Source organism: Rheinheimera sp. A13L (assembly GCF_000217935.1).
In the GTDB taxonomy this organism is placed as follows: Bacteria; Pseudomonadota; Gammaproteobacteria; order Enterobacterales; family Alteromonadaceae; genus Pararheinheimera.
The window spans coordinates 1-14238 of record NZ_AFHI01000007.1 but is presented as its reverse complement, the minus strand read 5'-3'; the positions used below and the strand labels follow the sequence as shown (position 1 = coordinate 14238).

Below are 14238 nucleotides of genomic sequence, written 5' to 3'. Positions count from 1 at the left end.
TATTTGGGGACTATCCGCTTGGTATGGCTTGCTGACTCTAGCTTCCATCCAATTGCACATAGGACTACTATGCTCCTGGGGCTCATTCGCTAGTCGCCTGTCTGGAACTCCAATTAGTTTGGGTATATTCGTAGTGGCTGATTTCAGCGAAATTAGGCTAGAATAGCGACCAATTCAGCAACTCGTTAAAAGAAGTTGCACTTATGACAAGGTTATTCTGAATGAAAAATGTGCTGATCAGTGGCTCAGGCCTGTTTACTCCAACCGAAACTGTGACTAACGAAGAGTTAGTCGCCAGTTTTAATCAGTATGTCGATTTATTTAATGAGCAATATGCGGCTGATATTGAAGCCGGTGAATTGGCCGCTTTGGAGTATTCCAGCTGCGAGTTTATAGAAAAAGCCTCTGGTATTAAATCCCGCCATGTATTGCACAAAGAAGGTATTTTAGACCCGGCCGTGATGATGCCTGTGTTTCCGAAACGTGGCGAAGACGAACACCCTGAAATGGTCGAAATGGCCATAGTTGCAGCCCAGGAAGCCATGGCGCAAGCGGGCAAAACTGCGGCTGATATCGATCTGATTATTTGTGCTGCCTCTAACATTCAACGGCCTTATCCAGCCTTATCTATCGAACTGCAACAAGCATTAGGTGCCTCGGGTTATGCTTTTGATATGAACGTGGCCTGTTCATCTGCCACTTTTGCTATCAGCAATGCAGTCAATGCTATTCGTGGTGGTATGGCCAAAGTGGTGTTGGTGGTCAATCCTGAATTTGCCTCCCCTCAGGTGAATTACACCAACAGAGACAGCCATTTTATTTTTGGTGATGTCTGTACCGCCACTATTATCGAAGCTGAAGAGACTGTGACGTCCAACAACGCTTACCGTATTTTGGGCATGAGTTTAAAAACTGAGTTTTCCAACAATATTCGCTGTGATATTGGTTACACCGAACATTGCCATCCGGAAAGCGATCCTGACGCGCCGTTTTTTAAACAGCAAGGCCGTAAGGTATTTAAAGAGTTGTTACCTATAGTGGCCGACGTCATTTTAAACGAGATGCAGCGTTTAGCTGTGGCGCCAGATGATTTAAAACGTTTGTGGTTACACCAGGCCAATATCAATATGAACCTGTTTGCCGCGAAAAAGATCTTAGGCCGTGACCCTTTGCCAGAAGAAGCGCCGCTGGTGTTGGATACTTACGCTAATACAGCCTCAGCAGGTTCTGTGATCGCGTTTCATAAAAACAAAGAAGGCATTCAATCCGGCGAAAAAGCCATTTTATGCTCCTTTGGTGCAGGCTACTCAGTAGGTTGTCTGGTACTGGAAAAACGTTAACATAAGGTCAGAGCCTTGGCTCTGAACCTTAAATTCAGGACAGTCACAAAGTCTAAACTTTGTAACTGTCCTATAAATCAGTTTACAGCTGAACCACTGAGTTCTGATCGTAGCTGACCTGAGTCGGTACATAAGCATCGGCTTCATCGTCATTCAGCCAGGTTGCGCCATCTACTACATATCTGAACTGATACTGCTTTTCTTTATCCAGATTTAAGCTGGCGGTAAAGTCGCCGCTTTTGGTTTTTTTCATCAAAACGGCCTGTGGATCCCAGTTATTAAAATCTCCCGCTAAAGCTACACTTTGAGCTTGTGGGTACTGATGACCTGCAAAAGTGAAAGTGACTTTGCATACTGGTTTGGTTTTTAAATACTGTTTACTAATACTCATAGCTGCGTCCTTCTTCAATTAACCCGGCAATTGGCACAAAACTACAGTGTATCGCTGTGTGATGACAATAAAGTGTCTAAAAAACAACCCGATTCTGGTCCTCTTCACCATAACCAAGCCAAAGCGGTCCCCAAAATAACTTTCTGGAATGTAGATAGATGAATTCGCTATTAAACGACTGAAGTTGTAACTAAATATGTCGGAACTTCACAGTATTCCTGAAGAAGAGTACATACTATGGAAGATTGGATCTGCTGCAAAGCCTGTGTGTTAAGGCTTTTGCATCTGGCTGAAGAAAAAACAACAGTGGTCCGTCTTTCTATTCGACACATTTCGGATAAAAAAGCTAACAACTGCAGATACTGTTACAGCCTACTGAGCTGTAAGATAGTGTCAGATCAATTTGTGACCAAAGGACTAAAAATGGCAGGCAAGTGGGTAAAAGCAGGGGTTCCTGTATTGATTGTGGTGGCCGCTGTGGTGGGCGCTATTGCATTTATAGCGTCGAAACAGCCTCCGGAACAAAAAAAGGAGCCACGCAAAGATTTATTCGTCGAGGCTAAAGCTGTCAATCGACAAAACCTGACGTATCAGGTGTGGTCACAAGGTTCGGTGCAACCTAAAGTGATTACCAACCTGACCTCTGAAGTCAATGGTGTGATAGTCAAGGTTGCTGATAACTTTGTTGAAGGTGGTTTTTTTCGCGCTGGAGACTTGCTTATTCAGGTTGAGCAATTTGACTATTTAACGGCGGTCAAATTGGCCGAAGCCAGTCTGGCTCGCGCTCAGGCTTTGTTAGAAGAAGAAAAAGCCAGGGGTAAAGTGGCGGCTAAAGAGTGGAGTGAATTCAGTGCAGGTAAAGCACCTGAATTAGGTTTACGCCGTCCACAGCTGGCACAGGAATTAGCCAATGTTCGCTCAGCCGAAGCTGAACTTGAAAACGCCCGTCGTAACCTGATCCGTACTGAGATCCGGGCGCCTTACGATGGCATAGTCAAAGCCAAAAACGCCAATATTGGACAGTTTATCAGTCGTGGTTTTGACCTTGGCACTATCTATGGCACAGAGGTTGCTGAAGTACGCTTGCCTTTATCGGATAACGATGTGGGTTATTTAAATATGCCTGGTTTAACGCCATCTGAGCAGCAACAACCTGAAGTGCTGCTATCTGCAGAAGTGGCAGGTCAGCAACTGAACTGGAATGCCAGTCTGGTGCGCACCGAAGGCATGCTGGATGATCAAAACAGGGTGATCTACGCTGTGGCACAAATTAAAGACCCCTATCGCTTAAAAGCCGGCGGCCTGAACCCACTGCGTTTTGGTCGTTTTGTCAAAGCCCGCATCGATGGCAAAAATGGTGAAAATCTGGTGCTGGTTGAGCGGCATCTGTTAAAACCTGATCAAAAAGTACTGACTATTGGCAAGGATAATAAGCTACACATCCGTACTGTTACAGTGCAGCGGATGGACGAAGAATATGCCTATGTCAGTGCAGGTTTAGACTCAGGCGAGCAACTGGTATTAACTGCTATAGCGAACCCGCTGGAAGGTATGGCGCTGCGTACATCCGCTGATCCTGTCGTGGATGACGCCGAAAAGGAAAAAACAGCGATAGCCGCCACTGAATCAGGAGTAAAACCCTGATGCAGCAGCTGGACCAAACCCATAAAGGCTGGTTAGCCTGGTTTGCCCGCAATAGCGTGGCATCAAATTTATTGATGGTTATTTTATTGCTGGCTGGTATCGCCAGTGTAATGACCATCAAAAAGCAGACTTTTCCTGAAATTCAGCTGGAACAAGTCACTATCCGGGTGGCTTATCCGGGGGCTGCGCCGCAGGAAGTGGAAGAGGGTATAGTCGACAAGATTGAAGAATCGCTGCGAAGCCTGAATGGCATTAAAAAAATCCGCTCTAACGCTGTGGAAGGTTTAGCGACAGTTCAAGTAGAAATTCAGTCCGGTTATGACATTCAGACTCTGATGAACGAAATTAAGATGCAGGTGGATTCCATCTCGTCTTTTCCTGAGCAAACCGAACGTCCTGTGGTGTACAACACTAAATTCCAAAGTAATGTGCTGTGGTTGTCTGTGTATGGTGATACCGATCAGCGTGGCTTGAAAGAATTTGCTAAAGACGTGCGGGACGAGCTGAAAAAGCTGCCAGGTGTCAGTAAGGTGGAAGTGGTCGGAGCTTTGGATTACGAAGTATCTATCGAAGTCTCGGAGCACAAATTACGTGAATTTGGCCTGACCTTTGATCAAATGGTGGCGGCTGTACGCGGCAGTTCGGTGGATCTGCCTGGTGGTTCTATTAAAGCCGACAACGGCAATATTTTATTGCGTGCCAAAGGCCAGGCTTATCGTCAGCAGGATTTTGCCGACATCGTCTTGATTAACAGAGCGGACGGCACCCGTTTGTTGTTAGGCGACATTGCACAAGTCAAAGATGGTTTTGTCGAGATGGAGTCTTATTCTACCTTTAATGGCAAACCTTCGGTCTCTATTAAAGTGGATGCTGTGGGTGAAGACAACACCCTAAAAATTGCTGCTGTAGTAAAAAACTATGTGGAGAAGAAAAAAGCCGATTTGCCCGACAGTATGGAAATCGATTACTGGGGTGATTCCAGTTATTACCTGCAAGGCCGCCTTGATCTGATGACCGACAATATGCTGATTGGTGCCTTATTGGTGCTGATCAGCTTAACTTTATTCCTTGAGTTCCGTGTCGCCTTTTGGGTGATGGTCGGTATTCCGGTGTGTTTCCTCGGCACCATAGCGCTGATGCCATTAGAGATGTTTAATGTCTCTATTAATATGATCAGTTTGTTTGGTTTTATTCTTGTGCTGGGTATTCTGGTCGATGATGCCATTATCATAGGGGAGAGTGCCTACACCGAAATTGAAAAATATGGCAAGTCGGCTGAAACCGTGATCCGTGGCGCCCAACGGGTGGCCATGCCTGCTACTTTTGGTGTCATGACTACTATAGCTGCTTTTATCCCCATGTTGATGGTCGGTGGACCTCAGGGCCCCATCTGGGAGTCTATTGCCTGGGTGGTGATCTTATGTTTAGTTTTTTCTATGGTGGAATCCAAGCTTATTTTACCAGCGCATTTAATAGCGATGGACGACAAGCCCTGGGACCAGCAGCGCAAAGGCCTGTTTTATGGCATGGGCAGGGCCTGTAGTAACGGTTTAAAGTTTGTTCGTCTAAAAGTCTCGGGAGCGACCGACCGTTTTGTTTATGGCCGCTATAAACGCGCTATTGAATGCTGTATTGAATACCGTTATATCACTGCCACCAGTTTCTTTGCAATGTTGTTGTTAACTATAGGTTTGGTGGCCGGAGGCCATGTACGCTGGGTATTTTTACCAGATATTCCAAGCGACTTTATCAACGCCAATTTAACCATGATGGAAGGCTCATCCGGCAAAGCGACAGTGCAGGCCATGCAGCAACTGGAAAGCGCTTTGGTGAAAACCAACGAGCAGATCATTGCTTCAGGTGAAGAAGGGTTGGTAAAACACCGCTTAACCTTTACTCAGTCGGACACCAGTGGCCGTTTTGTGATTGAGCTGGCAAAAAGCGAAGGCCGCAACATTGATGCCAATGAATTTGTGCGCTTGTGGCGTGAGCAAATACCGGAAATCGCCGGGGTCAAAACACTGCAGATTTTCTCGTCAACCAGTGGTGGTGGCGGTGGTGATATTTCATTCCAACTGAAAAGTAAGGAACTGGAACAGTTACGTTTAGCCACTGAAGAGCTCAAAGCTGCCATGCTGGAATATCAGGGCGTTTTTGATATCGAAGACAGCATCAGTGGCGGTAACGATGAAATAGTACTGAAAATCAAACCTCAGGCTGAAGCTTTGGGTATTAATTTATCCGACTTAGCCACACAAGTGCGTCAGGGCTTTTATGGTGCTGAAGCGCAGCGTATTCAGCGCGACGGCGAAGAAGTGAAAGTGATGGTGCGTTATCCAAAAGAAGAACGCCGCTCTGTAGGCAATCTGGAGAATATGAAAATACGCACTGCGTCCGGTGCCGAGGTTCCATTTTCTCAGGTGGCCGAATACAAAGCACAACCAAGCTATTCGGCGATTAACAGGGTCGATGGCGAACGTTCTGTCACCATCAGTGCTTCAGTGGATAAAGCCCTGGCTGAGCCGATGAAAATCACCAAAGAGTTGCAGGAGAAAGTACTGCCACAACTTGCGCAAAAATACGGTATTGAAACCGCGCTGGAAGGGGCTAGCCTGGAAGAAGCCGATGCAATGGTTGATCTTGCCATGGGTTTCCTGTTGGCGTTATTTGTGATTTATGCGCTGCTGGCCATACCGCTGAAATCCTACACTCAGCCATTGATCATTATGTCGGTGATCCCTTTTGGTTTAATTGGCGCCATCTTAGGCCATATGCTGCTGGGCTTAAGTGTCAGCATTATGTCCTTATTTGGTTTGATTGCTTTGGCGGGTGTAGTGGTGAACGACTCACTGGTGATGGTCGATTTTGTCAATCAATCACGCCGTGAGGGTATGCCATTAAAAGAAGCGGTCGTAGGGGCAGGTACCAGACGTTTTCGGCCTATTATGCTGACCTCTGTGACAACCTTCTTAGGTCTGGCCCCTATAGTGCTGGAAAAAAGCTTACAGGCGCAAATTGTAGTGCCTATGGCCGTGTCTTTGGCCTACGGTATATTGTTTGCGACTGTGATCACCTTACTGCTGATCCCATCGTTGTATGTGATATTAGATGACTTTTTAGGCTTGTTCAGAAGTAAAAGCTCTGAAGAGACTACGTATCCAACCGATGAGTTACCACTGCAAAAGTGATAGTGACAAGACAAAAAAAACGCCGGGAGGCGGTTTTTTTATGGAGCATGTAGTCAACGAAGCTGCGGCTTCAAGAACGCAGGGTAATCCCCAAAGTAATTGATGTTGCAGCTAGGCGACAAGCGAGCGAGACCCCAGGAGCATAGTAGTCCTATGTGTCTAAGGATTGAGGCGGATGCTCGCCAGAAGGCAAAGTTCATCCGCTAAAACATGTGACTGGGGCGAGTAGCGCAGTCAACAACGCTGCGGCTTCAAGGACGCAGGGGATTTAACATTCGATGATGTTGACGGCTAACCCACCACGCGACGTTTCTTTGTATTTGCTTTGCATATCGCGGCCTGTGTCCCACATGGTTTTAATCACTTTATCCAGCGATACCTTGTGTTCCCCCGTACCACGTAAAGCCAAACGCGACGCGTTGATGGCTTTAATAGAGCCCATAGCGTTACGTTCAATACAAGGCACCTGCACTAAACCACCTACAGGGTCACAAGTTAAGCCTAAGTTATGCTCCATGCCAATTTCAGCGGCGTTTTCAACATGGTCAACAGAGCCACCTAAAATTTCAGTTAAAGCGCCTGCCGCCATAGAACAGGCTACACCCACTTCGCCCTGACAACCGACTTCGGCACCGGAGATGGAGGCATTCTTTTTATACAAAATACCAATAGCTGCTGCAGTTAACAGATAACGACAGTAGATATCCGGCGTGACAGGCTGAATGTATTTATCGTAATACATCAATACAGCCGGAATAATACCAGCGGCACCGTTAGTCGGGGCTGTGACTACACGGCCACCAGCTGCATTTTCTTCATTGACGGCTAAAGCGAATAAATTCACCCAGTCCATCACTTGCAATGGATCCGAGCTTTTTTCCGCCATTAAACGTTTATGCAGGGCAGGGGCACGGCGTTTTACTTTTAAGCCACCCGGTAAAATGCCTTCGGTGCGAATGCCACGTTGCACGCAGTCATACATAGTCGACCAGATTTTACCCAGCTCGTCCTGAATTTGTTGTTCGCTACGCAGGACCTTCTCGTTTTCCATCATCAAACCAGCAATGGATAAGCCGTTTTCTTTACAGAGCTTCATCAGCTCTGCGCCACTTTCAAAAGGAAAAGGTGGCGGATTGTCAGCAGCAAACTGACTGGCGGCTTCTTTTTCTTTGGCAAAATCTTCGGCTTTTACAATAAAGCCACCACCAATAGAAAAATAAATTTCGCTGAACAGCACTTCATGACCCGCATAAGCTATCAGTTCCATGCCGTTGGAATGTTCTTTTAAAGTTTTTCGACGGTGAAATACAATGGCGCCTTCCCGTGGAAAGGCAACAGAGCGTTGCTGATCCAGCTGTATAGTCTGGCTTTCATCCACTTTCTTCAATAAACCAGGAATAGCATCAGGTTCTATGTTTTCTGGTAAATAGCCGGATAAACCTAAAATCACAGCTTTGCCTGTACCGTGACCAATACCTGTTTGACCTAAAGAGCCAAACAGCTCAGCCTTCACGCTGGTGACCTGATCAAACAAGCCCATGGCTTGCAGGTTTTCACAGAATTTTTTGGCAGCACGCATTGGGCCAACTGTGTGAGAACTGGACGGGCCAATACCAATACTGAACATATCAAAAGCACTAATAATCATTCGGATCCTGCTTTTAGTTATAGGAATTGGGCGCCATTCTAACGGAAGCTGATGGATTTCGTAACTCACCTTGTAACTGGTCGGTGCTTATTACAGCAAAGTTCCTTGCGGTGCTGTGTTGATTTGATTACAGCGAGACACGCAGCCGTAGTAGGGGCGGGGCTTGTCCCCGCCCGTCTCAAATTCCAATCCGATGTCAATTAGGCTGTCCCGCCCTACGAGTTTAAAAATGCAGCTGTTGTTTTAAGGAATAGAGGATAGCGGCTGTAGCACCCCAAATCAGGTGGGGGCCGTAGGGCATAAAATGCACCAGATGAGACTGGCCATGCATAGCAAAGTATTCACTGTGAGTATTTTGTGGCTCGAATACAAAAGGCATTGGCAGCCAAAAGGCAGAATCTACTTCAGAGGCCTGTAATTTGAGCTCCACTTCTTCGGTTAAAAAAGCAATCCAGGGCTGAATTAAAAAACCAGTGCCAGTGGCATAACTGGGCAACTGGCCAATCAGCTGCAGTTGCTCCGGTGCTATGCCGGTTTCCTCATGGGTTTCACGCAAAGCAGCTTGCCGGCTGCTTTCATTGGCTTCAATTTTGCCGCCGGGGAAACTGATTTGGCCCGGGTGATGCCGTAAATCAGAGCTGCGCTTCGTCAGCAGCAGTTGCAGTTCACCTTCGTGTTCGCGCAGGACCACTAACACAGCAGCAGCTCTGCTTTTTTCAACCTGTAGCAAAATAGATTGCTTGCCGGGTTGCAGGAAAAAACGTTGTAAAAACTGCTGCCGGTTCATCTGGTTAGTCTTCCATTGTCCTTGCCATCAAAGGCGGGCGTTCTATATTGCCAAGCAAAGGCAAAATTTTATTTACTTTATGAAAGGTTTCTTCGTATTCAGCATCGACTTGTGAGTCAGCCACTATGCCACCGCCAGCCCAGCAAAAGGCCTGGCCTTGTGCCATCACTAAAGTGCGGATGGCAATATTAGTGTCCATATCGCCGTTGCTGTTGATATAACCCACTGCGCCACAATACACAGAGCGGCTATGAGGTTCTAACTCTGCAATAATTTGCATAGCCCGTACTTTAGGTGCTCCGGTAATAGAGCCGCCCGGAAAAGCGCCACGCAATAAATCACAGGCATCGGCATTGGGGTTTAAGCTGCCTGTGATGGTACTGACCAGATGATGTACTGCCGGAAAGGATTCAATAGCAAACAAAGCCGGCACTTTGACCGTGCCTGGCACACAATGTTTACCTAAATCATTACGCAATAAATCGACAATCATCACATTTTCGGCTCTGTCTTTTGGCGAGGCTTGCAGCTGTGCTGCACTTTGCTCGTCAAGCGCCGGGTCTGCAAAACGAGGTCTGGTGCCTTTAATAGGTTTGGTTTCCACTTGTCCGTTTTTGAGTTGTAAAAAACGCTCAGGCGACAGACTTAAAACAGCGCCTTGGGGCAAACGCAAAAAGGCTGAAAAAGGTGCGGCATTTTTGCTGCGAAGCGTTAAATAAGCCTGCCATTCATCGCCTTTGTAACTGGCTGCAAAACGCTGGGCTAAATTAATCTGGTAGCAGTCGCCGCTTTGCAGATAGTTTTGCACCTGATCAAACTTTTGGCTGTAGCTGGCCTTATCCATATTGGCTTGCCAGTCAGAGGTGAGTTCAAAGGTGCTGCTGGTTGCTGCGGTGTGAAACAACAGAGCAGTTTCTGCCCAGTGAGTTGCCGCATTGCCACGATAGTCCACATACCAAAGCTGCTGCTGTTGTTTATCCAGAATAATAGCCCACAGATAAATACCCACCGCCATATCCGGCAGCAAAGCACCCGCATCTGCGGCTTGTGGTACGGGTTCAATCACAGTGCCTAAATCATAGGAAAAATAACCTAAAGCACCACCGACAAAAGGTAAATCAGTATGATCTGAACACTCTGGTTTATCCGGAAAATAACTGCTGATCAGGTGCTGCAAAGCGCCAAAAGGGTCCATTTGCAGCAATTGGCTTTGGCCTTGTTCGGTTTGGGTTAATTCACCCCGTTGAAACACTAAAGTGGCAACAGGACGAGCCACCAGAATATCAAAGCGGCTATTGACGTGGCTGCTGGCAGCTGAGTCGAGCAGCATGGCCCAGGGTTCTGCTGCTATAGCTGAAAAATAGTCCAACAGATGCGGTGCTTTGGCATCTAACTTTAAAAACTGTGACATAAGTTGTCTCATAAAACGGGCTAATTCCGGCAAAAATACGCTTGTTGACTAGCCGCTGGATCTGTTGCGCTGTATCATATCAGCCCAACTGACATTATGAATACAGGAAAAGCCGTCTGGCCTGAATGCAGAACAGACAGAGGGCTTACATTTAAACATATTCCCAATAAGCAATTCGTAAAAGGGCAAGCAGACTATGACGGTAATTCGCCAGCAAGACTTTATCGACAGCATTGAAGATGCGTTGCAGTACATCTCTTTTTATCATCCGCTGGATTTTGTCCAGGCTTTAGAAAAGGCCTATCACAAAGAACAAAACCAGGCCGCCAAAGACGCCATAGCCCAAATTCTGATCAACTCCCGTATGTCGGCTGAAGGCAACAGACCTATTTGTCAGGACACTGGTATTGTCACCTGTTTTGTCAAAATTGGTATGGACGTCAAATGGGATAAAACCGATATGACAGTGCAGCAAATGGTCGATGAAGGCACACGCCGTGCTTATCTGAACCCACATAATCCGCTGCGCGCCTCCATTGTGGCTGACCCTGCAGGTGCCCGTAAAAATACTCAGGACAACACACCTTCAGTGGTGCATATCGATATGATTGCAGGTCACCATGTTGAAGTGGCTATTGCTGCCAAAGGTGGTGGCTCTGAAAACAAAACCAAAATGGTGATGTTAAACCCATCTGACTCAGTGGTGGAGTGGGTGCTGGAAACTCTGCCTAAAATGGGTGCTGGCTGGTGTCCGCCAGGCATGTTAGGCATAGGTATTGGTGGTACAGCTGAAAAAGCTGCGGTGCTTGCCAAAGAAGCTTTGATGGAGCCTGTGGATATTCAGGACTTACTGGAAAAAGGCGCTGAAACGGCCGACGAAAAACTGCGGGTTGAGCTGTACGACAAAGTGAACAAACTGGGTATTGGTGCTCAGGGTTTAGGTGGTTTAACCACAGTAGTGGATGTGAAAATTAAGTCTGTTGCCACTCACGCTGCATCTAAGCCTGTAGTGATGATCCCAAACTGTGCGGCCACACGTCACGTGCATTTCCATTTAGACGGTTCAGGCCCTGCGGTACTCACTCCTCCTAAGCTGGAAGACTGGCCGGAAGTGACCTGGGAGCTGGGTAACAATGTGCGCCGTGTCAATTTAGATACTGTCACTCCTGCCGATGTGCTGGAATGGAAAGCTGGTGAAACTGTATTGTTGTCCGGCAAAATGCTGACGGGCCGCGATGCTGCGCATAAACGTATTGCAGATATGATGGCCAAAGGCGAAGCGCTGCCAGAAGGCGTTGACTTTAAAAACCGCTTTATCTATTACGTTGGCCCTGTCGATGCCGTAGGTTCAGAAGTGGTTGGCCCTGCAGGCCCAACAACGGCCACCCGTATGGATAAATTCACTGACATGATGTTAGGCCAGATGGGTTTGCTTGGCATGATAGGTAAGTCAGAACGGGGCGACAAAACTGTTGAAAGCATTAAAGAGCACAAAGCTGTGTATTTAATGGCGGTAGGCGGGGCTGCTTATTTAGTCTCCAAAGCCATTAAAAAGTCCCGTGTTGTGGCCTTTGCCGACTTGGGTATGGAAGCTATTTACGAGTTTGACGTAGAAGACATGCCTGTGACAGTGGCGGTTGACAGTCAGGGAAATAACGTGCATAAACAAGGGCCTGCTATTTGGAAAGTGAAGATTGCTGAGCTTGACCAAAGCGCCTGACTATAAAATTATAATGAAAACGACGCCCTGACCCACAGGGCGTTTTTCTACTGGGAGAAATTATGAAAGCCTGGATCTTTCTCGCCACTGCATTACTCAGCAGTGCCGCCGTCGCTAAAACCCCGCTGACCATTGAACACCTGAACAAATTAAACAAAATCTACGATGTCGTTGTCTCCCCCGATGGCCGTTATCTGGTGTATGGGCAACAAAATGGTGGTCTGGCTCCTGCGGATAGCAGCGCAGATCTGTATTTAATCGACTTACAGCAAAACAACAAAGTCAGTCGTTTAACCCACAATGAGGACAAAGAGCACTCTGTGGCCTGGAGCAAAGATGGCAGCGCCTTGTATTTTCTGGCGGGCCGCTCTGGCAGTTCTCAGGTTTGGCGTTTGCCGATGACAGGTGGTGAAGCACAACAAATCACAGATTTACCACTGGATGTCGATGGTTTTTTAGTTTCAGCCGACAACAGCAAAATTGTGCTGCAAATGGCCGCTAAGCCGGGCTGCGAAACCTTATCCTGTACAGTGGAAGCCAAGCAGGTAAAAGCAGGTCAGCAGGACAGCGCTATGGTCTACGATCAACTGATGGTGCGCCACTGGGATACCTGGGCTGATGAATTCAGAAGCCATTTGTATATCAGCGATTTAAACGGCAAAAAAGTCACAGATGCGAAAGATTTATTGCCTGAATGGAACACAGATATAGCCGGTATCAAAGAAGTGTCTTTTACGCCAGACGGTAAAAATCTGGTGTTCAGCGCTAAAATCCCCGGAGTAGACCAAGCCTGGCATACCAACTTTGATATTTTTCAGGTGTCGGTCAATGGCGGCGAAAAGATTAACTTAACCCGCGACAATGCAGCATGGGATGCCAAACCTTCCTTTTCCAGTGATGGTCGTTTTATGGCCTATTTAGCCATGAAAAAACCAGTGTACGAAGCCGATCGTTTTGGCCTGATCTTATTGGATATGGTGACAGGGCAACGCAAAGAACTGGCGCCTGAATGGGACAGATCGATCAGCACTTATAAATTTGGTCCAGACAACAGAACTATTTACGTTACAGCTCAGGACACGGGTCAGCATGGTATTTTTGCTATTAACACCAGTTTTGGTGATATCAGCAAAGTCTATGCTGACGGTACAGCGGGTTACTTAAATGTGGCTGGTAATAAGCTGATTTTTACCAATCACAGCTTGGACAAGCCAACAGATATCTACCAAATCACAGCTGAAACCGGTGCGCCAACGGCCTTAACCCAGGTCAATAAAGACGCTCTGGCCGATATTCAGTTCGCCCAGTTTGCCCAGTTTAATTTTCCGGGCGCCAATGACGAAACAGTGCATGGCTACTGGATGAAACCTGTCAATTTCAAAGAAGGCCAGAAATACCCAATTGCTTTTATTGTGCATGGTGGCCCGCAAGGCAGCTTTGGCAATATGTTTAACTACCGCTGGAATGCTCAATTATGGGCAGCTCAGGGTTATGGTGTGGTGATGATCGACTTCCACGGCTCTACAGGTTATGGCCAGGCTTTTACTGATTCTATTGCCCGTGATTGGGCGGGTAAGCCATTGGTTGATTTACAAAAAGGTCTGGCTTTTATTACTGAAAAAGAAAAATGGCTGGATGGCAATAATGCCTGTGCTTTAGGTGCTTCTTACGGCGGCTACATGATGAACTGGATTGCTGGCAACTGGCCGGAAGCATTTAAATGTTTAGTCAATCATGCTGGGTTATTTGATATGCCAAGCTTTTACGGCAGTACTGAAGAGTTATGGTTCCCTGAACATGATTTAGGTGGCCCGGTCTGGAACAAAGACAGTGATTATCAGAAATTTAATCCTGCAGCTTTTGTCGATAACTGGAAAACACCTATGTTGGTGATCCACGGTTTAAAAGACTATCGTGTGCCTTATGCACAAGGCCTGAGCGCTTTTACTACCTTGCAACGTAAGGGTATTGAATCCAAATTAGTGATTTTCCCCGATGAAAACCATTGGATCTTAAAACCACGTAATGCAGAGCGCTGGTACAACGAAGTATTTGACTGGATGAAACTGCATACCCGAAAATAACAACTCGCTGAGGGCTACCGGAAAA

General features: G+C 46.9%; 9 protein-coding genes. 5 read left to right on the top strand and 4 right to left on the bottom strand.

The features are described 5' to 3' along the window. Positions 1 to 221 precede the first annotated feature (221 nt). Positions 222 to 1340 (top strand): beta-ketoacyl-ACP synthase III, encoded by a 1119-nt coding sequence (locus tag RHEIN_RS04675; RefSeq protein WP_008897823.1) that lies wholly within the window; start codon positions 222 to 224, stop codon positions 1338 to 1340. Positions 1341 to 1422: 82 nt separating this feature from the next. Here the strand turns inward: RHEIN_RS04675 and RHEIN_RS04670 are convergent, their stop codons facing one another. Next, positions 1423 to 1731: an isoamylase early set domain-containing protein gene (locus RHEIN_RS04670; RefSeq protein ID WP_008897822.1), complete on the bottom strand. Its 309-nt coding sequence runs from the start codon at positions 1729 to 1731 to the stop codon at positions 1423 to 1425. Between the two features lie 423 nt (positions 1732 to 2154). Between RHEIN_RS04670 and RHEIN_RS04665 the strand changes: the two genes are divergently transcribed. Both RHEIN_RS04665 and RHEIN_RS04660 read left to right on the top strand, forming a co-directional pair. After that, the gene (locus RHEIN_RS04665; RefSeq protein ID WP_008897821.1) at positions 2155 to 3375 is read left to right on the top strand and encodes an efflux RND transporter periplasmic adaptor subunit; all 1221 of its coding nucleotides are present in this window, start codon (positions 2155 to 2157) and stop codon (positions 3373 to 3375) included. After that, entirely contained in the window at positions 3375 to 6563 is a 3189-nt protein-coding gene (locus RHEIN_RS04660) for an efflux RND transporter permease subunit (RefSeq protein WP_008897820.1), read from the top strand. Before RHEIN_RS04665 ends, RHEIN_RS04660 begins: the two co-directional genes overlap by 1 nt. A gap of 268 nt (positions 6564 to 6831) precedes the next feature. Here RHEIN_RS04660 and RHEIN_RS04655 read toward each other — a convergent pair whose 3' ends face one another. The 3 genes from RHEIN_RS04655 to pabB form a co-directional block, all read right to left on the bottom strand. Then, entirely contained in the window at positions 6832 to 8211 is a 1380-nt protein-coding gene (locus RHEIN_RS04655) for an L-serine ammonia-lyase (RefSeq protein WP_008897819.1), read from the bottom strand. Between the two features lie 223 nt (positions 8212 to 8434). Further along, complete coding sequence (locus RHEIN_RS04650) at positions 8435 to 8998, bottom strand: CoA pyrophosphatase (protein WP_008897818.1); 564 nt, start codon at positions 8996 to 8998, stop codon at positions 8435 to 8437. Positions 8999 to 9002: 4 nt separating this feature from the next. Then, on the bottom strand, positions 9003 to 10409 hold the full coding sequence (pabB, locus tag RHEIN_RS04645) for an aminodeoxychorismate synthase component I (RefSeq protein ID WP_008897817.1): 1407 nt from the start codon (positions 10407 to 10409) through the stop codon (positions 9003 to 9005). Positions 10410 to 10605: 196 nt separating this feature from the next. Between pabB and RHEIN_RS04640 the strand changes: the two genes are divergently transcribed. Together RHEIN_RS04640 and RHEIN_RS04635 are read left to right on the top strand one after the other, a co-directional pair. Then, positions 10606 to 12129, top strand: coding sequence for a fumarate hydratase (locus RHEIN_RS04640; protein WP_008897816.1), 1524 nt, complete (start codon positions 10606 to 10608; stop codon positions 12127 to 12129). A gap of 62 nt (positions 12130 to 12191) precedes the next feature. Next, on the top strand, positions 12192 to 14213 hold the full coding sequence (locus tag RHEIN_RS04635; RefSeq protein ID WP_008897815.1) for a S9 family peptidase: 2022 nt from the start codon (positions 12192 to 12194) through the stop codon (positions 14211 to 14213). The last annotated feature ends 25 nt before the right edge of the window (positions 14214 to 14238 follow it).

Excerpts from the sequence above, each read along its gene's own strand:
- RHEIN_RS04640 (WP_008897816.1), top strand. The coding sequence starts at position 10,606 with ATGACGGTAATTCGCCAGCAAGACTTTATCGACAGCATTGAAGATGCG.
- RHEIN_RS04660 (WP_008897820.1), top strand. The coding sequence starts at position 3,375 with ATGCAGCAGCTGGACCAAACCCATAAAGGCTGGTTAGCCTGGTTTGCC.
- RHEIN_RS04665 (WP_008897821.1), top strand. The coding sequence starts at position 2,155 with ATGGCAGGCAAGTGGGTAAAAGCAGGGGTTCCTGTATTGATTGTGGTG.
- RHEIN_RS04635 (WP_008897815.1), top strand. The coding sequence starts at position 12,192 with ATGAAAGCCTGGATCTTTCTCGCCACTGCATTACTCAGCAGTGCCGCC.
- RHEIN_RS04650 (WP_008897818.1), bottom strand. The coding sequence starts at position 8,998 with ATGAACCGGCAGCAGTTTTTACAACGTTTTTTCCTGCAACCCGGCAAG.
- RHEIN_RS04670 (WP_008897822.1), bottom strand. The coding sequence starts at position 1,731 with ATGAGTATTAGTAAACAGTATTTAAAAACCAAACCAGTATGCAAAGTC.
- pabB (WP_008897817.1), bottom strand. The coding sequence starts at position 10,409 with ATGTCACAGTTTTTAAAGTTAGATGCCAAAGCACCGCATCTGTTGGAC.
- RHEIN_RS04675 (WP_008897823.1), top strand. The coding sequence starts at position 222 with ATGAAAAATGTGCTGATCAGTGGCTCAGGCCTGTTTACTCCAACCGAA.
- RHEIN_RS04655 (WP_008897819.1), bottom strand. The coding sequence starts at position 8,211 with ATGATTATTAGTGCTTTTGATATGTTCAGTATTGGTATTGGCCCGTCC.